17 protein-coding genes and 1 pseudogene are annotated in these 26,509 nt (G+C 46.8%); 15 read left to right on the top strand and 3 right to left on the bottom strand.

What is annotated here, in order from left to right; all coding sequences use genetic code 11:
* Positions 1–72 precede the first annotated feature (72 nt).
* The gene (gene sbcB / locus NOM67_RS04115) at positions 73–1,500 is read right to left on the bottom strand and encodes an exodeoxyribonuclease I (protein WP_156852684.1); all 1,428 of its coding nucleotides are present in this window, start codon (positions 1,498–1,500) and stop codon (positions 73–75) included.
* Between the two features lie 319 nt (positions 1,501–1,819).
* On the opposite strand from sbcB, the gene NOM67_RS04110 reads away from it, so the two are divergent.
* From NOM67_RS04110 to NOM67_RS21725, 3 genes are read left to right on the top strand one after another with little or no spacing between them, the layout of a single operon-like run.
* Positions 1,820–2,995 carry a hypothetical protein gene (locus NOM67_RS04110; protein WP_198037946.1) on the top strand — a complete coding sequence of 392 codons (1,176 nt, stop codon included), beginning with the start codon at positions 1,820–1,822 and terminating at the stop codon, positions 2,993–2,995.
* A 48-nt stretch (positions 2,996–3,043) separates the two neighbouring features.
* A complete protein-coding gene (locus NOM67_RS04105; protein WP_255934007.1) occupies positions 3,044–4,678 on the top strand; it encodes a hypothetical protein in 1,635 nt (544 codons plus the stop codon).
* Complete coding sequence (locus NOM67_RS21725; RefSeq protein WP_156852686.1) at positions 4,675–4,947, top strand: YkgJ family cysteine cluster protein; 273 nt, start codon at positions 4,675–4,677, stop codon at positions 4,945–4,947. Before NOM67_RS04105 ends, NOM67_RS21725 begins: the two co-directional genes overlap by 4 nt.
* 131 nt (positions 4,948–5,078) lie before the next feature.
* On the opposite strand, the gene NOM67_RS04100 is transcribed toward NOM67_RS21725, so the two are convergent.
* Positions 5,079–6,005, bottom strand: a complete 927-nt coding sequence (locus tag NOM67_RS04100) for a WYL domain-containing protein (RefSeq protein WP_255934004.1) — start codon at positions 6,003–6,005, stop codon at positions 5,079–5,081.
* A 100-nt stretch (positions 6,006–6,105) separates the two neighbouring features.
* Between NOM67_RS04100 and NOM67_RS04095 the strand changes: the two genes are divergently transcribed.
* Positions 6,106–6,396, top strand: coding sequence for a DUF4258 domain-containing protein (locus tag NOM67_RS04095; protein ID WP_075113529.1), 291 nt, complete (start codon positions 6,106–6,108; stop codon positions 6,394–6,396).
* 6 nt (positions 6,397–6,402) lie between these two features.
* The gene (locus NOM67_RS04090; protein WP_232354329.1) at positions 6,403–7,047 is read left to right on the top strand and encodes an ADP-ribosylglycohydrolase; all 645 of its coding nucleotides are present in this window, start codon (positions 6,403–6,405) and stop codon (positions 7,045–7,047) included.
* A 1,243-nt stretch (positions 7,048–8,290) separates the two neighbouring features.
* Here the strand turns inward: NOM67_RS04090 and NOM67_RS04085 are convergent.
* Positions 8,291–8,967, bottom strand: a pseudogene (locus NOM67_RS04085) (IS5 family transposase); the annotation flags it as partial.
* A 311-nt stretch (positions 8,968–9,278) separates the two neighbouring features.
* Here NOM67_RS04085 and NOM67_RS04080 point away from each other — a divergent pair.
* Genes NOM67_RS04080 through NOM67_RS04035 form a run of 10 tightly spaced genes read left to right on the top strand, consistent with a single transcriptional unit; the run spans position 9,279 to position 26,506 of the window.
* Complete coding sequence (locus NOM67_RS04080) at positions 9,279–9,980, top strand: VWA domain-containing protein (RefSeq protein WP_156852689.1); 702 nt, start codon at positions 9,279–9,281, stop codon at positions 9,978–9,980.
* Positions 9,981–9,989: 9 nt separating this feature from the next.
* Entirely contained in the window at positions 9,990–11,561 is a 1,572-nt protein-coding gene (locus NOM67_RS04075; protein ID WP_255933996.1) for a hypothetical protein, read from the top strand.
* 2 nt (positions 11,562–11,563) lie between these two features.
* A complete protein-coding gene (locus tag NOM67_RS04070) occupies positions 11,564–13,705 on the top strand; it encodes an AAA family ATPase (protein WP_255933994.1) in 2,142 nt (713 codons plus the stop codon).
* A gap of 1 nt (position 13,706) precedes the next feature.
* Positions 13,707–15,467 (top strand): Card1-like endonuclease domain-containing protein, encoded by a 1,761-nt coding sequence (locus NOM67_RS04065; protein WP_255933992.1) that lies wholly within the window; start codon positions 13,707–13,709, stop codon positions 15,465–15,467.
* A complete protein-coding gene (locus NOM67_RS04060) occupies positions 15,464–16,051 on the top strand; it encodes a VWA domain-containing protein (RefSeq protein ID WP_156852693.1) in 588 nt (195 codons plus the stop codon). Before NOM67_RS04065 ends, NOM67_RS04060 begins: the two co-directional genes overlap by 4 nt.
* Positions 16,044–16,772 carry a PP2C family serine/threonine-protein phosphatase gene (locus NOM67_RS04055; RefSeq protein WP_156852694.1) on the top strand — a complete coding sequence of 243 codons (729 nt, stop codon included), beginning with the start codon at positions 16,044–16,046 and terminating at the stop codon, positions 16,770–16,772. The genes NOM67_RS04060 and NOM67_RS04055 overlap by 8 nt, the downstream gene beginning before the upstream one ends.
* Positions 16,769–18,265 carry a serine/threonine protein kinase gene (locus NOM67_RS04050; protein ID WP_255933990.1) on the top strand — a complete coding sequence of 499 codons (1,497 nt, stop codon included), beginning with the start codon at positions 16,769–16,771 and terminating at the stop codon, positions 18,263–18,265. The genes NOM67_RS04055 and NOM67_RS04050 overlap by 4 nt, the downstream gene beginning before the upstream one ends.
* A complete protein-coding gene (locus NOM67_RS04045; protein WP_156852696.1) occupies positions 18,262–21,642 on the top strand; it encodes a DEAD/DEAH box helicase in 3,381 nt (1,126 codons plus the stop codon). The genes NOM67_RS04050 and NOM67_RS04045 overlap by 4 nt, the downstream gene beginning before the upstream one ends.
* Positions 21,639–23,780: a hypothetical protein gene (locus NOM67_RS04040; protein ID WP_255933989.1), complete on the top strand. Its 2,142-nt coding sequence runs from the start codon at positions 21,639–21,641 to the stop codon at positions 23,778–23,780. Before NOM67_RS04045 ends, NOM67_RS04040 begins: the two co-directional genes overlap by 4 nt.
* Positions 23,780–26,506, top strand: a complete 2,727-nt coding sequence (locus NOM67_RS04035; RefSeq protein WP_156852698.1) for a chromosome partitioning protein ParA — start codon at positions 23,780–23,782, stop codon at positions 26,504–26,506. The genes NOM67_RS04040 and NOM67_RS04035 overlap by 1 nt, the downstream gene beginning before the upstream one ends.
* Positions 26,507–26,509 lie beyond the last annotated feature (3 nt).

Genomic DNA, 26,509 nt, shown 5'->3' with positions numbered 1-26,509 from the left:
AAGATCCCCTTCGTCATTATGACTTGAAGAAGGGGATTGGCGAGGAGGATTTAGTGTGAAATCACTCACAACTCATAAATCTTCCAGATAGTGGTAGAGACTCTTAAGAATCGCAAAGTTTCGTTCGTTACCCTGATTCTGCTCGGCCAGCGCTTCGAGGCGCGGCACATAGTCAGGTAGACGGTTGCTGAAGTAGTCGCTGCAGTGCAGGCGCCAACGTTTCTGCTCCGCTTCGCTCAGCGTGTGCGGCCAGTTGCGGGCGCGATAGCGAAACAGCATCTCCGGCAGCCGTGAATCGGTAAAGGCGAACTCCCGCTCGCCCAGCAGATCTGCCGGGGTGGCGCGCACCAGATCCATGGTGGACTTGTCGCCGTGACCGAAGAAGCCGGCGTAGAGCTGGGTATCGGGATCGCCGTCACTGCTGCCCGCAAACTCCTGATTGAACACTTTCACCAGTTTTTCCCGCACTTCGGGGTGGGCGCGCAGCAGATCCAGGCTCTTGCGGCACTGCTCCCGATCGATGCCCAGCTGGTCGGCCCGCTCTGCCGTAAGGGTGGCGGCCGGTGCAAGTACCGGACACTTGTTGATGTGCACCAGTTTGACCGGAATGCCCGCCAGATCCCCCAGCTCCTCTTTCTTGGTGTAGAGGCGCTCGCGGATCTCTTCGCTGGTGAGCTCGATAAGCGGGGTGGGGTCGCGGGTCAGATCTACCATGATCACCGCGTTCTGGTTGGCGGGGTGCCAGGCGAGGGGCGAGACCCAGCTTGCACACCCCTGCCAAGGGGAGAACATGCCGGAGACGTGCACCAGTGGCTTCATGGTCACCACGTCGATCAGTGCCTTCACTTTGTTCTTGTTGCGAAGGTCAAACAGGTACCCGAACAGCTTGGGTTGGGCCTTTTTCACCAGCTTGGCCATCTCGATGGTGGCCAGCACGTCAGAGAGTGCATCGTGGGCATTGGCATGGGCGACGCCGTTGGCGATAGTCAGCTTTTCCAGCCGGAAGCTCGGCTTGCCCTCATCATCAAAGGCCCACTCGATTCCCTCCGGGCGCAGGGCGTAGCAGGCCCGCAGCATGTCGAGGATGTCCCAGCGGGAGTTACCGTTCTGCCAGCTGTAGGCATAGGGGTCATAGAAGTTGCGATAGAGGGTGTAGCGGGTCACCTCGTCATCGAAGCGGATACTGTTGTAGCCCAGCACACAGGTATTCGGAGTGGCGAACTGCTCGTGGATCTGGCGAATGAAATCCGCCTCGCACAGCCCGTCCTTCATCGCTTTTTGCGGCGTGATGCCGGTGATCAGGCACGCCTCCGGATCTGGCAGGTAGTCCGCCGGCGGTTTGCAGTAGATGACCAGCGGCTCGCCAATGATGTTGAAATCCGCATCGGTACGAATACCGGCAAACTGCGACGGCCTGTCCTTGGCGGGGCTGATGCCGAAGGTCTCGTAGTCGTGGAAATAGAAGGTCGGCTCGCTGCCGGCGTGTGCTGTTTTGCTCATGTTACTCGAGATGAGGTATCCGATGACGGCGGCTAGCGCCTGGGTGGATGGTGCCATGCACCACAATGGCCAGCATGGTAAACCATAGCGCAAGCATAACGAAGGGCAAGCCGTGCAGGTGGCGGTTTATTGGGCGGTAAGTGCGCAGTGGTTGTGGTCTGGTAATTGAGTGGATCGATCCGATATGTGTTTGAAAATGTGACATGTTTTTTTATACACCAGTTCCGAAATATATAGTTTTATGTATGATAGCTGAACCAAAAAACAGATTGTTCCACCCCTTCGCAAAATTAATGCGACGAAATAATGTATCCCGAGTATGCAGATGCTTAGCGGTGAACTGCAACTGTTTGGTGTATTCCATTGTTTACGATTTATTAAAGGGATCTTGATTATGCCAATTCCAATTATCCTCGGAGCAGCTGCACTGGCTACTGCAGCTTACGGCGCCAAAAAGGGTTATGACGGCTACCAGAAACACTCTGAAGCAGACGATACCGTTAACTCTGCAAAAAGGCGTTACGAGGAAACAAGAGCGCCGTTTGACATACAGGAAAAAGCCACCAATGACGTCCTTGATGTATTGGGGCAGGAAGAGCTAAAAATCGGACAGCAGTTCAACGAGTTCAAAACACTTGCTGATGACATTCTGCAAAAGCTCAACAGCGGTCGCCAGAATAAACTCGAGATCAGTATTCCCAAGCACAAATTACAGAAAATTGAGGGTTACAGCTATACGGCCATTGGTGTGTTGGGCGCGGCGGCTGGAGCCGGAGCCGCCGGAGCTGCGGCTGGATTTGCCATTTATGGTGGAGTCATGGCACTGGGGGCGGCCTCTACCGGTATAAGTATTTCTGCGTTATCTGGCGTCGCCGCTACCAACGCTACTCTGGCGGCCATTGGCGGTGGATCTCTTGCCACAGGTGGCTTGGGAATGGCTGGAGGCAGTGCGATCCTCGGTGCAGCCGTGGCTGGTCCAGTGCTAGCTATTGCTGGCTGGGCATACAACAGCCATGGCGAGGAAGCGATTAAGAATGCGAATAAAATAAACAGTCAAGTTGGTAGTGCTATTGCGAAACTTAAAAAGGCTCAGGAACAGCTCAGTAATACAGAAGATTATGCTTTCGAAATTATCGAAGTGCTGAAGGCTGTTTACGCCCAGTTTGACCAGTACTTCGACATCCTCAAGGCAGTCACCCGCCAAATTGAAGCAGCTAAGGTGCTCAAGCAGGATCCACAAGTGGCGCTGGCTCAATTGAGCGACACTATTATGCGTGCAATTGGCAACGGCTATGCACTGGCAGCTATCCTCGTTGACCTGATCACCACACCGTTGTTCCGGGTCAAGCATGTCAACGGTGAGATCCAGAAAGACACACATGGCGTGCCGGTGATGGATACGGACGAAGACGGCTCAATGATCCTCAATACAGATCAGCTGGATAAACAACTCTGCGACACCAAAACCAGCGCGGCCCGCATTGAGCCTGCGTAACTTACTTGCGGGGCCGTTAGGCCCCCTTTTGATATTGTTGAGATAGTCATGGACGCCACTATGCACACCGCCGCACAAGACTTCCCGTGGGCTGTAGAGCTCGAGAAAACCGTTATCAATAGCTTGGTTACCAGTTTTGGACTGGACTTTTTGTTGTTTAAGGATCAGAAGGGTGGTGATGTAAACACGATCCACAATGTTCGTAATGGCGTGTGGGCCACAACGGATGAACAGCTGTGTTATGAACAACGCGAAGATTACAATAGTGGGCTCTACCATAAGCACGCTAATTACATTGCCACCGGCGAGCGGGATAAAGCCAAGCAATCCGCCGGCACCTTGCATGACCCTTATCGCAATACGATGATGGGCGCGAACGAACAGCGCAACCTCGATCACGTTATCAGTGCAAATGAAATCCATAACGATCCTGGTCGTGTTCTGGCCGGTCTAAATGGGGTGGAACTGGCTAATCAAAGTAGCAACCTGCAAACCACCCTCGAAACCGTCAATAAATCGAAAAAAGATTCGTCTATCAACCAGTATCTGCAACGGCTACCGGGTCTGATTAATGAGCACGAAACTCAGCTGGCTAAAGACCGAGCACGCTTGGCTACCCTGCAACGCGACACACCAGAGCAGCAGCACAAGGCCCGGGAACTGGAAGACACGATCCGTAAAACCGAAATTAAAGTATCAAAACTCAAGTCGGTCGATCCTGATGCCATGCGTAAACGTGATGCTGAAGCTAGAGCGCCGTATGAGCAACAGATTAACCACACCTACTACACTAGCAGCAAGTTTTTCCACCAAACCGCCAGTGCCGCAGGTAAAGCCGGCTTGGCCATGGGTACCCGACAAATGCTCGGAATGGTCATGGCAGAGGTGTGGTTTGAACTACGCGAGCAACTGCCAGCCCTGCTGACCAAGCTCAAAGTCAATTTCAGCTTCAAAACGTTCGTAGGCAGCATCACTGCCTCGCTTAAAGGCATCTGGGAACGAGTCAAAGCACGTTTTAACGCCTTCTTGGTTGCATTCAAAGACGGCGTATTTTCAGGCATCCTCGGTAGCCTTACCAACACCGTATTCAACATCCTCGCCACCACCCATGTAATGGCTATTAAGATCATTCGCGAGACCTGGGGTGTATTGGTCAAAGCCATCAAGTTATTGGCCTTCAATCCCGACAAGCTCAGCGTCGTTGAATTGTGCCAGGCAGTCACTTCATTGTTGTCAGTCGGAGCAGCTACCACCGTAGGCTCCATAGCCTACACCCAACTGCTGCCAATATGCAGTTTTCCGTTCGGTGCCGAGCTTGCAGCCTTTGCCAGTGCTCTGATAACAGGCACTGTTACCCTCGGACTCAACTATTTTTTGCTGCACAGCAGTGTGGCTTGTAAGCTGTGGGCCTATGTCGAATCCATGGGGCCACATGCAGGCACGCTTAAACAGTTCCAGGCTATCAATGCGGAACTGGATCGTTATCTGGCCGAGTTGAGTCAATTGGAATTCAATCTAGACGTAGAAGAATTACAGACCTTTACCCTCGAACTGCAAAGCTGTAACGATGAACTTGAGCGTAGTGTGGTGTTGCAGCAACAGGTGCTGGCCCGCGGTATAGAACTGCCGTTCGAGATGGGGAATGCCGCCAGCACCCGTAACTGGTTGGCTTCAAAGGTATGACGTTACCAGCTTTTCCCTGTACTCAATGCGGGCAGTGCTGCCGCAATGTACATCTGGCGGAGGAAACCCGATATCTGGATCGGGGGGATGGCGCTTGCCTGCACTACTGTGATGCAGACAAGCAATGCCGAATTTATGAAACCCGGCCAGATATTTGCCGGGTGGAACGGCAATTCCGGATGAATTATTCAGGTCTGTATAGTTGGGAAGAGTTTGTAGAGGCGAATGCCAAAGTTTGTCAGGTACTGCAGAGTGAAGTGATAAAATAAAGTGGACTCAGTGATGAGTTGTTAGTCTTCAGCAGTAGCTTCGTTCGGTGTTTGTCTCTTTGCTGGATTACCATAACCAGCTTTTTGCCAAAGCCCCCAGCGTTTATGCTAGGGAAAATTGGTTGTATTGATTACTCTACCTGCCGTACCTGCAAATCCGCACTCTTGAGCTTGAAGGTACAGCCTTGCTGGATGAGCTCCTCCCGATTTGCCAGCACCAGCGGGTAGAGCAGGGGTTGTTGTTGGTGTTCGCCGTTATAGCTCACCTGCATCCGTTCTAATGCGTAATGTACTAAGGGGGTCCGTTGGCTGATCAATAGCTGGTTCCCGGTCATGGCATAGTCTCTGGCAATGATGGCCTGCTGTCCCTCGCTGAGGCCTGGATTCGGAACGACTACAGCGGTCACTTGGGTGTTCCACTCCAGATCTTGATCCCTGCCGTGAGGGGAGGCATCCAGCAGATCCGGTTCGCCCCGAAAACGACTCATCACAAAGTCCAGATATTCCCCCTTCTTCTCGCAGTAGGCGCGTACGTGCCAGCGGATCCCGTCATAGACCAAAGTGTGGGGCACGATATTTCGGCCACTCTGCTCCTCTGAACTGAGGGATACGTAATCGACATCGACCCGCAGCTGGCCACGGGCCGCCTGCACCAAACCGCGCACAATCTTGGGGTCGATATGGCGGTTTGGCACATCCAGGATCTCGATATGGCCGTAGCGTAGATCCATCAGCGGCAGTGTCAACAGGCCCGCTTCATGTTGTCGCTGGTGCTGCTTTTCACGATGTAGCAGCATCAGATACTCATCCACTTTTCCCTCACTAAAGCGCGGGACAAAGTGCTCTGTGGGTTTGTATCCCTTCAGGCTTCTGTCATAGACCAACCCTTCCGGTGAGTAGTGGGTCAGGTAGTGGTTGATATCCCGTGACGCCTGTTGGCGACCGATATTGAAGGCTGTCATCAAATGATTGGTGGTCAGCCGTCCTTCCCACTGCAAGACGATCTCCAGCAGACGAAAACGCAGGGTTTGATCCCAGGTGAGCTCTTTGGGTGCCATACGTGCTCCAAAATGCGACATGTTTATGTAACCAGTATCGGCATGAGTATACAGGCTACATATAATGAGTCCATCTAAATGAGCGCCAAAGGAACATGTCATGAACGGGAAGCTGGATAGTGCGTACAGCCATCACGCCGCGTGCCGGATGCAGCAGCGCGGTATTGCTCCCGAGCTGGTAGAGCTGCTGCTCAGCATCGGACGTTCTTCTTATCACCAGGGGCGCGAACTGGTTTATCTCGATCGCAAAGGCGTGACGATGCTGCAAGCCGAGTACGGAGTGCCAGCGGAATGCTGCCAGCGGCTGCGCCGTCACTATCTGGTACTGCAAAACGGCGAGATTGTCACCGTCGGTCATAAAACCACTCACTTCAAACGCGATCGTCACTGAGGCGCTATGAACTCAAGTCTGTTATCAGGTCAGGCGGCCATGCCCCTGATCAGGGGGATCTATTGCTTGCTGTCAGCCGAGCGGGCCAAGGCGTTGACCGCTTTGCTTGCCCAAGGCGCGTGTCACCAAGGGGGTGAGACTTCACCACTGGCGGTGGTGACGGCATTGGCTATCCATGTCGAGCAACATCGACTGGATTGCACGTCACAGCCCATCTATCTGGGGCGTGAGCAACTGATGGCCGGTGCAGCCGATTTGCTGGGGGAGGATGCCAGCTTTGAAGATCGGGACGCGTTTCGTCTGTTGGCGCTGCTACTCGACAAATTGCTGCGAGGAGGGCGTGGCAGCCGTCAGGCCAAGCTGGATGGACTCACGCCAAGTGTGATGGAGCAGCGGATGCTGGCGGCCATATCCCCGAATACTGGTTTGGTGGTGCGTGGTAGCTGGCGGCGCAAGTCTCGTAATCAGCTGGGCCATGCCAGTTGGCTGGATGTAGTGGAGGCAGGCCTCTGGTGCTTCTGGCATGGTGACGATTTGGCAAGTGGCGAAGTGCTACTCGGTGTGCTGCTGGGCAGGGATGAGCGAGTGCGGCTTGTTTATGGTCTGCTGGTGGGTGCTTTCTACATGGGGGAGCCTTTCCGGCTCGAGTGAGGTTGTTTGAATTCTTCAGCAAGTGATTTAAATATAAAAGTAAAATGAACTTCTGCAGTTTATGTCCACGAACTTCTGCATGTGGTGTTTCAAATATGAAACAACTGGACAGGTCTGGCTTGGTGCTATTACGGCAAAAACGGATGAAGTCCTGTCTGTTAAATTTCTCAGACTGTATGGAGATGGTATTCACCTGACAGTTGCCCACAAAAGGGAGTGGTTATACTGCTTCAGTCCAGATAACACAGAATCAAACTAACGGTCGTTATTTTGGGGGCGCCGATGGATATAAAACAATTTTTGATAATGCTTTACATATGTTTAGATGATACCTTGAATAAGTCGAGTGCATATCAATCATTGGACTTCGTATAAGGAAATATAGAGAGGGTTATATGTCGTCTTGGGAAAATCATATTGTATTAAATTTGGTCAGATGACGCGCTGAGTATGATAGATCATCTATAATTCTCTGACTTGTTTTTCATTAATTTATGCTGTTATCATTGTGGGTTATGGATATTTTTGTGCGCATCTTATAAAATGTATTTCATCAACAGGCTTATAATATATCACGCAACAGGAAAGCAATACCAAATAAAATAAGCTGAACCACTATGGTAAATAAGTTGGAATAACTTCCAACATGATTAGAGTAGAACGTAAGTTAACAGTATTGAAACAATATAAATGCCATAACCAAAGATGTTTTTTTTGGGATATCTATCAAGATGGCGACATGTGGTGGATAAAGTGCATATCTTGACCTCTATCAAGAGGGAATCGTTTGAGTTGCTGTTAAGTGGGCTGGTTATAATTAATGCCATCCCATTGTACTGTTGTTGGACAGTGCATAGAGAGTAGTGCTTTAATGATTAAAGAGTTAATTGGCTTGAGTTTATATTCATCAATTGGCGTTTTTCATTGGGTGGGGTGGGACATTGGTGGAACAAGCAGGTTCAGCTAGGTGGTTATGTGGAAGTGTCTGCCACCATATGGCAGAGCCAAACGCTTATTGCCATATGGTGGCACGTGTTTTTGACATGGCGTCAGTAGACTTACAATCGTAACTAAATGTTTTTTAAGGTGAAGTTGTTATTGCGATCAGAGCTTGTGTACATGATGAAATTATAGAGAAAATCCTGGAAAAAACACCGCTAAAAATTGCCATAATATGGCAATCGCCTCTCTTGTATGCCATCAAACAGGCATTGCTATTAACACATATCTGTCATGGTGCTTAGTCTAACACCAGTGGACGTCCCTTATGGTGTCGTTGCAGGTCGCTGCGTTGCGGGATAACCGCTTTTATCTTTCTGCGCCGAAGTTCTGCCCGCAGAGCCCTGCTGCTATAGGCCTTATCTGCGGCAAGATGCGTTGGCCGAGTGCGATAATGGCCTGATGAAGTCGGGATCCTTGCCATGGCCAACACACTTGTCGCATATCTGATTTCCGCTGATTGCCCCGACGAAAGGCAGAACCCCAGCGGTAAACCATTACCATCAGTGACCAAGTGAATTTTGCTGCCAAAACCACCACGAGAGCGACCAAGGGCTTGATTCACCGGAGAGTTTTTTTACGCGCTCCGGCAGCATCTTTGGATGCCCTGACATTGGAGCCGTCAATGCACCACAGGTCGAAGTCGATAAGCCCTTCTTCATTGAGATGCAGTTGCAACGCAGCAAGGATGGCATCGATACGACCTGTACTCAGCCAACGTCGAAAGGTGTTATAGACCGAGCTCCATGGGCCGAAACGTTCTGGCAGGTCTCGTCAAGGTGCGCCGGTATGAAGAATCCAGAGAATGCCATCAAGCACTTGGCGCGGCTCACGAGTAGGGCGTCCGCTTATGCGGCGGCATAGAAAAAGGGGCTCGATAAGCCCCCGTTGTGCATCGGTCAACTGGTAACGACGTGACACTGCATAGGTCTTAAATTGTTGAGAAGATTTGAGATTATATATTCATCACTTTAAGAACACAGCCTAGGGTGGGCGGTGCCAGGCACCACAATTGCCTGCATAGTAAACCATAGCGCAGGCAGAACGAAGGGCAAGCCGCGCAGGTGGTGATTTATTGGGCGGTAAGTGCGCTGTGATGGTGGGTGACAGTCTGGTTTGCGCTGACTTCTGCCTGAAAATGTGACATGTGGATTTATACACCCCTAGAGGGGTAATAGTTTTTTTGTATAATGGCCCCATTAGGATATCACATTCAATAAAGAGGACGAGCCATGTTTGACCCCAAAAAATTCACCACTCCAACAGCTAAGCCACTTCCCGTCGTTCTGCTTCTGGATGTCAGTTCCAGTATGTCCGGAGATAAAATCGAGAACCTTAACAAGGCCGTCGAGGATATGCTGGATACCTTTGCGCAGGAAGAGAAGATGGAGACTGAGATACTTGTTTCCGTCATCACTTTTGGCAACCAAGTGGAGCTGCATGTTCCCTACACCAAGGCTTCTCAGGTGCGGTGGCAAGGTCTGCAGGCAAACGGTATGACCCCGATGGGAACCGCCCTCAAGATGGCCAAGGCAATGATCGAAGACAAGGAGACTACTCCGTCACGAGCCTACCGACCGACGATTGTTCTTGTTTCTGATGGGCAGCCTAATGATAGCTGGGAAAGGCCGCTGGAGGACTTTATCTCCGAAGGACGCTCTTCCAAATGTGACCGCATGGCAATGGCTATTGGACGGGATGCTGATGAGACAGTTTTGAAGCGTTTTATCGAGGGTACGCCCCATGACCTTTTCTATGCAGAAAACGCCGGGCAGCTGCATGAATTCTTCCAGCGAGTGACCATGTCGGTGACCATGCGTACTCAGTCCAAGAACCCGAACGTTGTTCCAGCGTCTATTGAACTGGATGAGAGCTCGAAATCAAATATTGCTGCGTCAATCTCTATTGAGAATGATGATCAAGGTTATTGGTAGGAGAGCAAAATGGATAGGAATCAGGATAATTTGGATTTACCAGCACTGATCGCTAATGGCGTATCTAATGGTGAAGCGCAGGCTTATGCATTAGCGGAACAGATAGAGTTTACGCCCGAGGATGCAAAAAAAACGCGCGGAGTTATAGGTTCATTTATTCGCTCGTACAGAGATAAATCGCCTGACCTATCAAATAATGCTTGGCTTTGTCTTGAATTCTCCAAATATCCAGATATTTGGAGAAATGAAGAAGATCTCAAACACGCTGCTGATGATATTGTTGAGGAAGTAGCGGTTTTCGAGTCTTCTCAGCAAGAGTTGACGGAACACCACAGTAAAGGATTAAGCACTAACAACTGGTTGGCGGGGAAAATTGAGCAAGGTGCAACCGCAGGTGGGGTGACTAACTTCGGAGCTTACGCTACTAAAATTGATACAGCCATTGTGACGGCAAACAAAGCAAATATTGATTTGCTTTACCGAAATGATGGCCAGTTGAATCAGCAGCTTAATCTGGATGGTTTTATTGCTGAACAACATCATGTTGATACATTCAACCTTGATGCGGTAGCTAAAGGTAGTGAATACCGTGCCGAAGTATTAAAACCCAAACCCGGCCAGACATATGGCAAAAATTCAGTTGATATTGTGATTAAGGATGGTGAAGGAAAAATTGTCCGTCGCTACCAAGCAAAATATGGTGCCGATGCGGATGCGACAGACACCATGCTTAAAAAAGGAGATTACCGAGGGCAGCGCAAGTTAGTGCCAGAAGGGCAGTCTGAAGATATTCCAGGAAGTACTGAAACAATCGAAATTGATGGTGTCGAATCTAAGCCACTTTCTAAACAAGAGGCCAAAGAGAGACAACGCAGAGCACAAGAAGAAGCTGAAGCCAAACAATATGATTGGAACGAGACAAGCAGGATCGATATTGCAAAAAAAATCGGACAAAAAGCTGGTGCTGCAGCTCTATTATCTGTCGGATTTCAAGGGGCTCGTATTCTAGGGAGGCGGATATGGAATGGAATAACAGGGAAAGAAAATAATAGTGCAGAAGAAGACCTCCAAGAGTTTGTACAGAGCTCCCTAAAATCGGCAGCAACTTCGGGACTAACCGTTGCTGTCACTGGTGCTGTAACCGTAGCAGTAAAAAGTGGCTGGTTGGGTAATGTGTTAAAAAACACACCCGCTGGAAGAATTGCTAATGCTGTTTGTATCGGTATTGAAAATACCAAGATTCTCTACAAATTCGCAAAGGGAGAAATTACCGGTGCAGAAGCACTCGATCAGGCTGGCAGTGCCACATGCAGCCTTGTGGGAGGACTTGCTGGTGGAACCAAGGGAGCTAGCATAGGTGCTGCGCTAGGAACAGTGCTAGGACCAGTTGGTACAGCCATTGGTGGTGTGGTCGGTGGTGTAGTAGGTGGAATAGCAGGAAGTACGGTTGGTGAGGCTATATATGAAGGTGGAAAGAAAATAGTATCTACAGTTGTTGATACCGTTAAATCGGTTGGTTCAGCGATAAGTAGTGGTGTTTCATCAGTCTTTAGTGGCGTGGCCTCTCTATTTGGGTTTTAAACATGGATGTTAACGGAATTATTGAGGCCATTCGTTCAGGCGTCCCGGGAATTCAGATTCTTGGCCAGGACTTCAATAGAATCGACGAAGAAATCGAGGCTACTGCTGCTCCATTTGGCTTCAAACTGAAGGAGTGGAATTTGGGGTACGGTTGGGTTGATTTTAAGACAAAAAGAGCTTTGAAACCGGATCAAGAGGTATTGCTGTACCAAGATCTTAAAACAATCGCTGATGACGATCCTACGGGCAGGATTTATGTAATACAGAACGCCTATTCAGTATTGAAAGATGACATTAGGGCAATTGCCAGATTGCAACAGGAACTATTAAGGATCAAGCGTCACTTTAAGGGACGGGCTGCAATCATTTTAGTGGCCAAAGAAAGTATAGAATTTCCAGAGCTTGTGAATCTTTTAATCCCTTTCACTTGCTCTCCTCTTTCGTTAAATCAGGTTGATGAGATTCTGGATATTCTCCTGCGCAAGTCTTCAATCTCAGTTTCTACCGGAGTGCGTAATTCTCTTAGAACCATCTTTTCAGGTATGGAGCGAGACATGGTGTATCAAATATTTGATACATTGGAAAATAAATATGCTGACACTTTTTTGCCGGAATCTGTAAGTGATGCTTTGGGCTTGAAAAAGAAAACATTATCTCGCTCAGGTTTATTGGAGCTAGTCGATAGTAAAATAGATATTGACCAAATAGGCGGGTTGGAACGGCTAAAAAGCTGGTTACGTAACAAGAAACACATTATTGATGATTTAACAAAAGCTCAGAGCTTGGGTATCTCGCCCCCAAAAGGTGTGCTTTTAGCTGGTATGCCTGGGTGTGGGAAATCAATGAGTGCAAAAGCCGTTTCTTCATTATTTAATGTTCCTCTTTTTCGCTTAGATATCGGCTCTTTGATGGGAAAATTTGTGGGCGAGAGTGAAGCAAATATGAAGGCAGCCCTAAAGGTTGCAGAACAAGCGAGCCCTTGTGTTTTGTGGATTGATGAACTTGAAAAAGCGTTTTCGGGAGTTAATGGAACAGGTGGAAGCACAGAAATAACAACTCGTCTTTTTGGTTATTTTCTAACCTGGATGCAAGAGAAGCCCGGAGCCGTATTTGTAGTAGCAACCGCAAATGACATTACCAATATTCCACCAGAGCTATTGAGACGTGGACGGTTTGACGAAATTTTTTATGTTAATTTACCTAGTGAACGTGAGCGAAAACAGATTTTTACCGTTAAAACTAGTCAACTGAGCCCCCCACCAAAAAGGCTCGATTTTGCAGAGTTGGCAGCTCTATCTGAAGGTTTCTCTGGCGCAGATATTGAATGTGTCATTAATGATGCGTTAGAAAGTGTGTTCCGTAGTAATGAGCCAGCTCTAAACCAACACATTATTAAGAAGCATATAAACCTAATTACGCCAATAAGTATCGTTCTTAAGGATAAAATTTATATCTATCAGCAGTTGTTTAATAAATTTAGCCTGAAAGCCGCCTCTTTTACAGACGAAGACCTTGAGCACATTAATACAATAAATGAAAGAGATACACCTGCTGAAAAAGAAAATGCTGCATCAAGTGAGTATATTGCACCTGAAAAGCTAATAGAGTTAGTTAAAGATCAAAGCCCATTAGTTCGTCAAGCGGCTATAAAGAACCCTCGCTGTCCACATGAAGCCTTACAACAAGTGGTAAGTCAATATAGAAAATTTGATTTCAACAAACCCGGCTCATGGAGTGACAATCAAGTAACAAAAAAAGAGTTCGAACTGGCATTGGAGCATCCAAATATGAATGGGGAACTCATTCTAGATCTCTATAAAAAGAAATTGATTGATGTAAATAAGTTATTGTCACTGGCCCATAAGCTTGCCGATGAAGAGCGAAAAACAGTATTTGATACGGCGATGATAAAAATGCCTAGGTCTATTGCCACAGGTATGGTGCAGAATATTTCATGCCGTACAGGTAATATCGTTAAATATAACGAAACTCTTATTGAGATAGATAACGAGGAAGGTAACACCAAAAAAGTGTGTGCCAATGTTGATGGTTTTGTTGTCAAGGTATGCGTCAAGATTGGTGAAACAATTAATGCAGGTGAACAGATAGTTCAAATGCTCGTACCAAAAGTCAAGGGGGTATAAGTTGAAGAAATATTTAATGACATGGTACGGACTGACTGATTTCAGGGCCTCACTCGTATTGGAACAGACAACCGGCCCCGTTCTGGGTGCTTTGCTAGCGGAAGATTACACCGACGTGGTCATCCTTGGTTTTACGCGCCCAGATAAATCCGAAAAAAAATCCTATGAATTTCAGAAAAAAACATCAGAGATCAGAGGTTTTGATCCTGCAACCGCGAGACAGTTTTTTGATTTGTTTTCAAATACAGCGGAGGCGCATAATCATTTTAATCTGTGGCTTGAAAAGCAACTTCGGGATGCCGGTAAAAAGGTCGATATACGTTTCTACCCTGTGGAGCTGATGCATCTCAATGACACCGAGGGCATCTATGAGGCCGCGACTCAATCCCTGAATGCGGTTGCCGCATCTGAAGGTGAAAAGCTCGTTACGCTCTACCTGAGTCCGGGGACTCCGGTTATGGCTTTCGTCTGGGCTTTTGCGGCCCTGAGGCACCCAACGCTAAAAAAACGTCTTATCGCATCCTCTCACCCAGGAAGACCTCCAGAAAGAATCGTCCTGCCGAACGAGTGGCTGGAATGGCACGGAAGACAGGTTCGAACCAACAATACGGATTCTGATAAGTATGATGCCATTTTTCACCTGTTTGGCGAACAGCGGATGCCGAACCTGCTTGGCGTTATCCAGTTTTCAAGCAGGAAGCATATCTTTGTGAATTCCGCGCAGTTCCCTGCCGATGTCATGAAACAGTTTCTTGGAGAAGCTGAATACGGTGAAATCGCGGTGGATCCGTATGCCCCTGAGAATGTCCGATCCACGGTTTTGGATCTGATCGCGAAAATGCCTGCAGATGCGAAGATCGGCTTCAACTTAACGGGCGGAACCAAGTTGATGTATGCAGGGGCTCTTGCTGCCTGTCGCAAGGTGAATGCAACGCCATTCTATTTCAACAGCCGTAATAATCAGGTGGTTTATCTCAATGACTTTAAAACCGTTGAAACAAAGCTGATTCCATCGGTAGAAACCTTTATCCAGCTTAACGGCAATAATCTGTTTATCTCGAAAGCGGGCCATTGGTCTGATATCCCCGGCATAGAATCTCCTGACCGGAAAAGTCTAACCAATGAACTCTGGCAGGCGCGTTCCAAAATTTCACGGCTCTATAGAGAGCTGTCCCGTTACAACGACAGCTTTCAGCCGTTTGAACTGCACAATGGGGATATCTATGCAAAGCTCTCCAAGGATAAAAGTGCGAAGATAAGTATCGGCCCTAAACACTTTGAGTTCAATGAGTGGCCGGATTTTGCCAAATACCTCTCTGGCGGATGGTTTGAAGAATACACCTTCATGAAACTTCAGCCCCTTGTTGATGCGGGTTTGATCAAGGATATGCGCATCGGTCTTGAAGTCTCATTCAAAGAGGATGATGCCGACAAGAGTTCATCAAGCTTTAGCGCACAACTGAGCAACCTGTTTGGGGATACTTATCAGGAGCTTGATATTACCTTCACGGATGGACGACGTCTCTATGTCATCGAGTGCAAAGCTGGCAATGTGAACAGTGAGCATGTCATGAAGCTTCAGAATATTGTCCGTTATTTTGGCGGAATTGAAGGCAGAGCTGTTTTAGCTTCATGTTTTTACCCGAAAAACAAAGTCGTAAGAAAGAAGATCGACGACTCGAAAAACATCCAGTCGGTATCGGGTAATAGCCTATTCAGGCTGCTGGAAGAAATGATTCAACCCGGAGGGCGTCATCAATGAAAGCCCCCCTCTATATCATTGTTGATGTTTCCGGCAGTATGAATGAGATGGGCAAAATCCATCTTCAGCGGAATATGTGCCGTTATGCGGCTCAGCTGCGGCTTACTGACCCGGAAAAATACTTGGGCTCTGACATCAGTTTTTATCAATGGGCACAGAATGTTTCCGAGGTCGTTTTGCAAAGCGACGGGGACATCCCAGCTTTAAACGCTGAAGGCTCATCGAACCTATTTGTTATCTCCGATTTTCTGTCTCAGTATCTGAATGAGGCTGGGAAATTAATGGTTCTCATTCTGTCTGATGGCAATTTCCCCAATTCTGACATCGTAAGTTTTCAGAAACAACTGAACACATTCAGCGACCTGATCATCCGGACAGTTGCCGTCGGCGCTGATGCTGACTTGTTGAAGTTGAAGAAAATTTCCACAAATAACACTGTTTACCTTTCGGAGAATATCGCTTCAGCGATTGACAGCACAATCTTTGGTTATGATGAGCTGTTGACCGCGCCATCATCCACAGCCCGGATTCTGCAATCTGCACCGCCTGAAATAGAAGAACCAGGGGAGGATTGGGATGTTTGACAAACTCTGGAATAGTTGGGGGGCCTCAGTAATCGGCCCCCTACATGTTAAAGCAGGGATTCCCAATCAGGATTCTTGGATGGCACGCCGGTATAAATGGGGAAATGTCGTTGTTGTATCGGACGGACTGGGCAGCAAGGCACATTCAGATCACGGTTCAAAAGCCGCCTGTCTGGCTGTGTTTGATGCAGCCAAGAGCTACCAGAACACCCCCGATGCCAATATCGTTGATATTTTAAGGCTCATTCATGCCAACTGGCTTGTGAAAATAGCTCCGTACTCTTCAACAGAGTGTTCGGCCACATGCCTTTTCGCCATCCAGATTGAAGGAATTATCACTCTTGGCCGCCTTGGTGACGGAATGATTGCCGCCCTTGGAGAAACTGGCGAAAACCACCTTATTCTCAGTGATAGCAAACAAGATTCCTTCTCAAACTATACCAGCTGCCTTCAACAGGAGTTTAAGCCAGATCAGTGGGAAACCGCGACGATTGAAAGCGCGGCATGCAATGCAGTTGTGCTATGCACGGATGGCATATCCGATGACCTGTTACCTGAAAAGCAGATGACTTTTGCACAGGAACTCTACTCCACTTATGCAGACCTGGAGTCGGAGGAAATAAAGAGGGATCTTAAACGTTGGCTCAATGAATGGCCGGTTCCGGGACACTCCGATGACAAGACGATTGCTTGTCTGTTTAAGAAAGGAGGTTCCCAATGAGTCAAAGATTCAACGAGTATGTGGATGAATATCAGAATGTACACATTCAGGACAAGGTGCTCGGTCAAGGAGGCCAAGGGGTCGTTTTCCGTACCAAGGACCCTGATCTGGCGATCAAGCTTGTTACAGATGAAAGCGGAACTCCGGTCACCGATGAGGAGTCTGTGGAACGGTATTCAAAGCACTTTAAGCGCGTCCGGCTCCTGCCTCTCCCAGAAAACCTGAATATATCCGTACCGGCAGCTCTGCTTCAAAACAATGCCGGTTATGTGATGCAGCTTTTGAGTGAAATGGTTCCGTTCAGTCATTTCTGGCTCGATGGCAAGTCCGCAGAAAATATTAGTACAGACGATATCCCGGTATGGCTTTCGGCAATGCCGGAGAACGAAGCTAAAAAGATTGTTCATTATTATAGAACCGGTGGGCTCAGACGCAGGCTTCATGCGCTCTACAAATGCGCATCATTGCTGGCACGCCTTCACGGCAATGGCATGGTCTATGGTGACATCTCTCCCAACAATATCTTTATTTCAGAAGGGCTTGATGATTCAGCAGTCTGGCTGATTGATGCCGACAATATTCGATTTGAAATCACCGCAGGCGGAAGTGTTGTTTACACACCCAAATACGGAGCCCCCGAGCTGGTGCAGGGCAAAGACGGTGGAAGACCTTCAAGCGATTGTCATGCGTTCGCGGTCGTGGCTTTCTACCTTCTTTCGCTGATTCACCCTTTTGTCGGAAAAAAGGTGGATGGAACGGATGAAGGCGACTGGGCTGATGAGGAAAATGATGGTGAGGATGTTGAAGATAAAGCCTATGCAGGGCTGTTCCCTTGGGTTGATGACCAAGATGATGATTCAAACTCTTCCGACAGCGGTTTGCCCAGACCCCTTCTCCTTACAGAAAAACTGATTTCTTTATTTGAGGGTACATTCGGCCCGGGCAGGACATCCCCATTGCTGCGGCCGACCATCTATCACTGGCCTGAAGCTCTCGCTCAGGCAGCGGATATGACCGTCACATGCCCAGGCTGCTCGATGAATTATTACTATGATTTCATTCACCCGGAAACAGAGGATCACAATTGCCCTTACTGTAAAACGCAGAGGCCGCAGATGCTCATTCTTGAGTCTTATCGATGGAATGGACCGGATAAACCCATAAACTCACCATGCTGGCAGTATGTACGTGAGATCTCGCAGGTGGCAGAGCTGACAGTACCGAGACGAGTCTTTGATGAGTTTGCAATGATTGATTCTGATACAGCAGAGGTACTCATCTCTTTGAGTAATAATGGCATTTTGATTAAAAAATCAGACCATGGCACAGCCGATTTGTCCGTTGCTGCTGACAGTCACCCGCAAAGTGGTTTTCAGAAGATCTATTCACAGATGAAAATAGACCGGGTAACACCGGATGTTCAGTTCTGGATGTTCTCACATTTGAATAGTCCTCGGTTGGTTAAATGCATGATCAGTGGGGGCCTTAAATGAGGCTGAAAGACATAAATGCCGAAATTACCTTTGAATTATGGTTGATACCGGAGCTGTCCGGAGAGACTCCAAACATTGGTATTGGATATATCGCACCCAACAATACCGGGCAGGCATACAGATTGAGAATCGATGGCCAGCAGTGGAACGTGCAACTTCGTGAGCCCTCAGCCGGAAAGGATCTGAGTTTTCATCTGAAAAGAGGTTGTGCGCATCTTGCCGAGGTAATGCAGGTTGCCAAGGACGGCAGTACGCTTGTTAAAATCATTTTTTTCAATGGTGAAATCGTTGAAATTGGCGACGTGGAGATCGGCATTGATGAGCGCATAGAATCAACGGCTAAAAGAAATGGAATTCGCTTCAATGGGGCTGAAGAGCTGGGGAACGTATTAAACGATAAATGCAAAATCAGCGTTAGCGACGAAGATTTCTTTCTACTCATGAGTGGCCCATCCGCCAAGGCTGACTTTGAAGCAGATATTCCTGAGGATGAATACTCGCCCGACTCCCAAGCCGTTGTGCAGGAGAAGTTCCGGGAATTCTCTATTTATGGTGAGAGGGTTCGCATTCCGGTTGAAAGGCGTAACCTCGATAAGTCAAAGGACATCTATTTTGCGACTAAAGTGCTCTTTAAGGATAAGCAGCAGAGTGAAGGAGCATTGCGTCTGGCAAGGGGGGCTGTCAAGTTTTCTGACTACAGCAAAACAGGTCGCATTCGGGCGTTAGCCGCTGGAGCGATGAGTCAACTTACCAAAGAGACCGGGAGTTACCTGAAACAGTGGGACGAGTACGGTGCAATTGAAGGTGAAATGCTGCTGGCAAGGGCCAAAGCTGTTGGTCGAATAGATTTTCATAGCACAGAGCAAACAACAAGAGGTGTGAAGTTCTTTGTGCCGTCCATCCCGGATCAGCTTACCGAAGGGGATGAGATAGAGATCACCTCCGAGGAGCCTTTATACCTCAAGAATCCGGATCTTACATGGGAAGCTTACAGCAAGGCTCTGGAAGAAGAATTCACTACCCAAAAGGAGCAGAAAAAGAACGATGCTGAAATGGCCGCTTCTGTTTATGCCCCGATCCTAAAACTTTCAAAAACCAGCATTGAATTGGATCTGCCGTCAATTCCGTCTGGTCAAATGTTTTTGATTCTGTCCATCAATGGAGACAAGATTCAGATTGAAAGACGAATGCGGGCACGTTCAGCCATTCTGGAAGGACGCTGTGCAAACCCGCTTCTCGGCCTGCTGATTGAAGAAGGAGGAACGCTTCCGGACATACAGCGCGTCACCAAACTGAAGCCTTTGACGCCCTTTGTGAAAGAGAAGATTTTTAAGCACCCACCCACAGACAGGCAGGTGGAGGCCATCGACGTCGCATTAAACACCCCGGACATCGCTCTTATTCAGGGGCCGCCGGGTACAGGAAAAACAACTGTAGTTACAGCAATTCTTGAAAGGCTCAACGAGGAATATGACAAAACCAAGTCTATAAGAGGTCAGATACTTGTCTCCGGTTTTCAGCATGATGCCGTTGAGAATATCGTTGCCAGGCTGAGTGTTAATGCTCTTCCAGCAGTTAAGTTCGGCAGAAGAACCGGTGATTCGGAATTTACGGAAGATGCCGTCACTGAAAAAATTAACAAATGGTGTTCCAATATCGCCGAGAATATTCGTAACAAGAATCCTCAAATTGCTCAGACTGAAGATCAGGTAAGACTGGCAGAACTGTTGGGCGCATATTCATTGTGTCCCTCGAAGAACAACACTGTCAGTTTGATGAGGAGTATTCTGGATTTGCCCAGAGACGTTATTTCTGAGTATATCCTTGGTGAGGCTGACGAAATCATCAATTCCCTGCAAACGGAGCTGAAGCCGAATGATCCTTCCACCTTACGGCTCGTTCGAGCCCTGCGTGTCAGTGAAACTGCTTTTGTTGACGACGGTGCCGCAAGAGCCGTCGATTTACTGGATAAGATCGAAGACGAATCAGCCAATTTAGATTTATGCGTTCTTGAAAAATCGGCCCGTTGGCGCAGCGGTAAGCCGCTGGGTTTTCTTCCAGAGCTTAGAGAACTGAAAGAATCACTACTCTATAAATATCTGCCTTTGCCTGATTTCAGGACAGAAAAACCAAGAGAGGATGTTTTAAGATTGGTGGCAACGGTATCTCAGCTTCTGGAGAAAAAACTCAATTCAACCAATAAACGGGATGCAATACTGGCTGAGTTTTTACATGAGCTTGAAGGCAATCCTGATGGCGTTCGTGAGGCCATAGAGGATTACAACTTTGTTTTTGCAGCTACTACGGGGCATTCTGAAGGAAGAGCGATAAGGAAAGCCAAAAAGAAATTTAAGGACGATGAATTTGTTAGATATGACACTGTCATCATTGATGAAGCGGCACGAGTAAGCCCTAGAGATCTGTTAATACCCATGGCTCAGGCAGAAAAACGGATCATTCTGGTTGGTGACCATCGTCAACTTCCCCACATGATTGATGAAGAGGTCGCCAGAGCCTTGGAAGGAGATGATACATCCTCCCTGCCGGTTGATGTCGATTTTGTCAAGAAAAGTATGTTTGAATATCTGTTCAACCGCCTGAAGAAACTGGAGGAGAAAGATGACATCAAACGAACAGTGACGCTGGATGCTCAGTACCGAACACACCCGCTGCTGGGTGAATTTGCAAGTCGCAATTTCTATGATAAGTACAATGAAGGCTACAGGTCTCCTCTCGATTCAAAATACTTCCATCAGGAATTATCTGGAATTGAAAAAAAAGCCGCAGTTTGGATCAATGTACCGAATGGCAGTGGAAAAGAGGAACGTCTTGAAAGTGGAAGCAGAAAACGCGATGCTGAAGCAAAAACTATAGCCGATAAATTAAATACTTGGATTAAATCCGATGCAGGTAAGAATCTGAGTTTTGGTGTAATCAGTTTTTATAAGGCCCAGGTATTTGCTGTTTATGAAGCCCTGCAAAAATTCGGCATCACGGAGTGGGCGCAGGATGGTACATGGCAGATATGTCAGGAATACCGCTTTCTTGAAAATGGCGAAGAGCGGCTCCGCATCGGCACTGTTGATGCCTTTCAGGGGATGGAATTTGATATTGTGTTTCTTTCCATGGTGAGGTCTCAGGATATGAACGCCTTGCCGCCTCATATACGCAACGAGCTGGATTACAAAAAGAAGCAACAAAAACTATTCGGCCATCTCATGTCGGAAAACCGCTTATGTGTGAGCATGAGTCGTCAGAAGAAGGTCTTAGCCATTGTGGGAGACGGGGTCCTTACAAACACCCAGATTGCTGTGGATGCAGTTCCGGCTCTGAAAAACTTTTATGACTTGTGCCACGAAAAGGGGGTGATCCTATGAGTGCGCCCTCTACAAAAAAATCAGCAAAAGACCATCGTCCTAAAGTAATCAGTTTTCGCACAGCATTAGATGGATTGAACATCGCTGCCAGACAAAGTGTTCTATGGCCATGTCACGCTTTCAACATCTCTATTCCGCAAATTAAAAAGAGTGGCCTCAATGTGTTTGAAGAAACTGTCTTGAAGATAACAGCGATTGAATCCGGCGACACAGAAAAGATTGCGCTGCTCACTTGTCTGGAAAAGGAGCTGGTGGCTTTCATTCAGAATCGCCTCAACCAACTCGGTCTTTTAAATGACCGATATGAGTTATCAGATAATGGTAAAAATCTACTTGAGTGCTGGCGCAACATAACAGAAACAAGTTTCGAATATGTGGTGGGGACTGTTTTTGTGGATCTACATATGGGAAAACTCCTTCCGTATATCCATATGGGTAGTTTAAAAAAAGAAAAAATTATACGAATTGATGACGACTTAATTACAGTCGAAATAGGATCAACAGGAAAGCCGACAAATCAAAGATGCCGATTAATTAGACCATCACAAATTTCGCATTGGGAAACAGTTCCTAACACCAATGATATTATCAGATCTATTAGAGAATTTAGGAAAAAATACAAACGGCAAGCTCTTTTGAATCATTCTGTCGGTCAATACCCGCCACCAGTTCCAATGGCTGAAGCGATATCAGTGAACGATACCCCTGAATTGGTATACTTGCATTGCGAGGCACTTATTCAGGTGGGCAATTCTGACCTTCTAGTGACGGATGGTTGCGGCTTTGGCTTCTCTGAAGCTTTTTCCAAATATCTTACTGATAAGGATTATCAGTGGGTCAAGGACATCAAGAAAAAGGGGGTTTTTGACAAGATTACTCCCCAAAAAAAAGACGTAAATTTCTCAAAAAATACTCAGTGGAATTACCCTAACATCACAAAATTCTTTAAAGGAAATAACGGCATCTATACACTATTAGAAAAATTGAGTGAATCTCCTAAAACCGAGCACGAAGAAAAAGAGTATGTTTATAATAAACAACAGATCGGTACAAAACTCTATTCTTCACTTGAATATGCGCTAGCTATATTGGTTGCCGAATATCCTGCCGCGGAATGGGAAGAAGTATTTTCTGGTCAGAATTATACAAGCAACGAAAACATACTTTGTGAGTTCGCTAAAAAAATAGGTTTCTGTTTATCCCCCAGAAATAAGCAGTTACTCCAAGTAAAAGCGGGGGCAATACGCCAAAGCCAATTAGGGCAAGTTAAGTTTCAACCATTATTGGCAATTGTCATTACGGGTGCAGCAACAAAATATCCAAAACATCCAATCAATGATTTGGCAAAAAAACAAAGTGGATTCTTAGATTTTGCATTGTCCCTGAAAAAACTACGAGACCCTGTTTCTCATGGTGATATTTCTGACTATAAACAAGATGCTGAAGAGCTCAAGGGTAGCGTAAAGCGCACAGTAGATACCATTTGTATTCTCTTGCCTGCCATTGCCACTGAAATGCTAGGAGGCAAGCAACATTATGAAAGTGAGATAGATGTAAACCAACAACGACTCATAGCTGAAACGCAATTAGATGATTTCTTTGGGACACTTTTTGTCTATGAAATGAAATATGAACTGAAAGAACTACTTATTCGCATAGAATGCATGTTTGCTCAGCCTTCTGATGACCAGATGACAATCGAAATTTTCAAGGCTATTGCTTCAGCAATGCAAATTGTTCTTCAGCAAAAAGTATGTGACCGAAGGACTATTGGACACAGTAGTAGCCAAGAAATAAAAGAAATAGCGCTTCAGAAATTAATTAAGGCCGGTTTCTACGAGGCTTGCGCTCAAATCCCCGCATCAATTTCAACAGTTAAAAGCGACTTTATCAAAAAATCTATTGGTGGCTTTGCTGCTTCGCTTGGAGCTGATTTGCTGTCTCTCATATTTGTTGCTTCAGATCATGAAATTCGATGTCTTTATCAGACAGACGCTCAAATCATTCGAATCATAGCAGATTTATTGAGCAAACGTGGAGATGGAAACGCACTTACTGTATCTCTTTCAACACATGAAATGGCATTGTTTAAAAACAATATTTATATGGCAATCAAAATAATATCGAAGGTATTCTAATGGATAACAAGAACAATCAGAATTCCCATTCATCTGTGGATTATGATCAGGTAGATTGGAATGATAGAACAATGAGCACCAAAGAATCTGGCCTCTTGATTCAACATAAGGAACTACAGGAGTGGGAAGATTCTCTGAATCATAAAGAATCGGTTATTTCCCAAAAGGAACAGACGCTAAAGGATGATAAAGACGCGATCGTCAAAAAAGAAGCGGAGCTGAATGATAAGCGTGTTCAGCTTGAAGAGATGGAACTTCAGGCCAAAAACGGTTTTCCGCAACTCTTTGAGGAAAAGTTCGCAGCATTCAAAAAACAATTGGAGCAGCGGGAATCTCAATGTGTAAGTGAGTTGGAATCCCTTGAATCCGAAAAGGAGAAGTTGCGGCAGAGAGAGGTGGCGATACAAAAGGCTGAAATCCAAAGGGACAATGGGTATGCAGATGCCCGGGCAAAGCTTGATGACGAGCTCTTCAATCTTCGGAAAGAACATGAAAAGGAGCAGGAGTCAAAACGGGCAAGCGCTCTGACTGCCATTGAAAAAGAACTTTCGGAGGAGAGGTCAACCAGAATAGCAAGCTTGGAGAGAGAGATAGCTGATAGACTGAAAGTTCATGAGGCGGCGATTCAACAGGAAAAGGATGAGCTCGAGCAAAAAAGAATGGCTCTCCTGAAGGATCAGGTTGAGCTTGATGAACTCAAGGATGAGCTTGAGTATCAAAAGCTGCGCCTTCAATCCAGCAAAGAGCGACTTGAGGAACGAGAAGCTAATTTGAACGTTGAGGTGGATGCCAAGGTTGTTGAACGAAAGCAATCTTTCGAGAATGAGAAGTCTGCGCTTAATGATGAAATTGCACGTTTGAGAGAATCCATCAAAACGAGCAGTGCTCTAATTTCAAACTTTGAAGAATTGAAGCATAAACTCGGTGATGAAGACCCAGCCGCTGTTTTACTGAAGTTAAAAACCTATGAAGAGGAAATTAAAACGCTACGCGATGACCTTTCCAATGGTCCAACACAGGAAATGCAGGAAGCCTTTGATCGCTTGAACTCTGAAAAGGAACAAATTGATCGAGAAAAAGACAAGTATAAATACGACTATCAAAAACTATTTTCTGCTCAACAAGATCAACATGAGCTAGAAGCAAGGATTGATTCTTTGGAAAGAGCAAATAAGACACTTTCAGACCAGCGTGATAATATTGAGGCTCACAACAATAAGTTACAAGCTGATATCAAGCGATTACAGTCTGCCTACGAACGTGAAGAGGATCGGGATGCAAGAGTGCGTGATATAGAAGCTCCTTATATTTCAAAAGAACTACCTCGTGCGAAGCTTCCAATAAATGAAGAGCAAGCCAAATATGAACTTCAGTGGCTAGATGGAATCAATAAATCCTGTATTGATTATGGGCTGAGATTCCCACGGCGAATTTTACATGCATTCCACACCGCTCTAAAAACTTCAGAGTGGTCTCCTGTGACTGTTCTGGCAGGTGTAAGCGGAACCGGTAAGTCCGAGCTGCCAAGACTATATTCACATTTTGGGGGCATCAACTTTTTGAGCCTGTCCGTGCAGCCGAACTGGGACAGTCAGGAATCCATGCTTGGCTTTTTTAACTCCATCGATAACAAGTTCGATGCCCAGCCCGTTCTGCGTTTATTGGCCCAAAGTCAAAAGGCTCAGGCTGAAGACTATCCTCTCGGTCTTGAAGACGTCATGAGTCTGATATTGATGGATGAGATGAACCTTGCCCATGTAGAGCTCTATTTTGCGGAATTTTTGAGTAAGCTTGAGCTGCGGCGCGGGCGCAAAGGCAACGAGGTTCCCAGCCTTGAAGTTAAGCTTGGCGCAGGTATTCAGCACTATGATCTACCCTTGGGAAGAAATGTGCTCTGGGCTGGAACAATGAATCAGGATGAGACCACCAAATCCCTCTCAGACAAGGTTCTCGATAGAGGGATTGTAATCAACTTTCCCCGGCCGACCACTTTGGAAAGACGCCGTCAGCTGAAACCGTTGGGCGACCAAGCCCCTCTGTTATCTCGAAAACTGTGGGAAAGCTGGTGGTGTAGAGAAACCAAATTCAACGACGATCAGATTTTACCCTTCAAGGGGTTCATTGAAGAAATGAATACCTCGTTGTCCAAGGTTGGCAGGGCTCTTGGGCACAGGGTGTGGCAGTCCATCGAGTATTACATGGCTAATTATCCAGATGTGTTGGAAGCCCAGAGAAACAACGATGACGCAAGCTTGGGCAAAGCAATGAAAGTTGCCTTTGAAGACCAGCTTGTTCAAAAGGTTATGCCAAAACTTCGAGGAATTGAAACCCGAGGGAAATCAAAAATAGACTGCCTTGACAAAATACGAACTCAGTTAGTCAATGACGACTACACAATAATCGAGGACTTCGATCTGGCTTGTGAATTTGGTTACGGTCAGTTTATCTGGAATAGTGCTAATTATTTAAAAGATGACTCATTATTGAATGAGCACAAAAATAACGATTCCAGAGCGGACAGAATTACCTCACCTGAACAATCAAGTTTTTATAATAGTACAAAAGGGGAAGATGGTCATATCCCTGACGAGCTCAAAAGATTTGCAAGTGATAATCAAAAGAAGCTATGGCAGCTAACCTCACAAGAGATAATGAGGGCCACGTCATGTGATGCAAAAGACGCGAAATCACTTAAGGATTTGTGTAATAAGACAAAGGAGTCATAGATA

The sequence above is a fragment of the Aeromonas sp. SG16 genome, assembly GCF_024436135.1.
GTDB classification, from domain to species: domain Bacteria; phylum Pseudomonadota; class Gammaproteobacteria; order Enterobacterales; family Aeromonadaceae; genus Aeromonas; species Aeromonas jandaei.
This window is presented reverse-complemented; position numbering and strand designations above follow the sequence as displayed.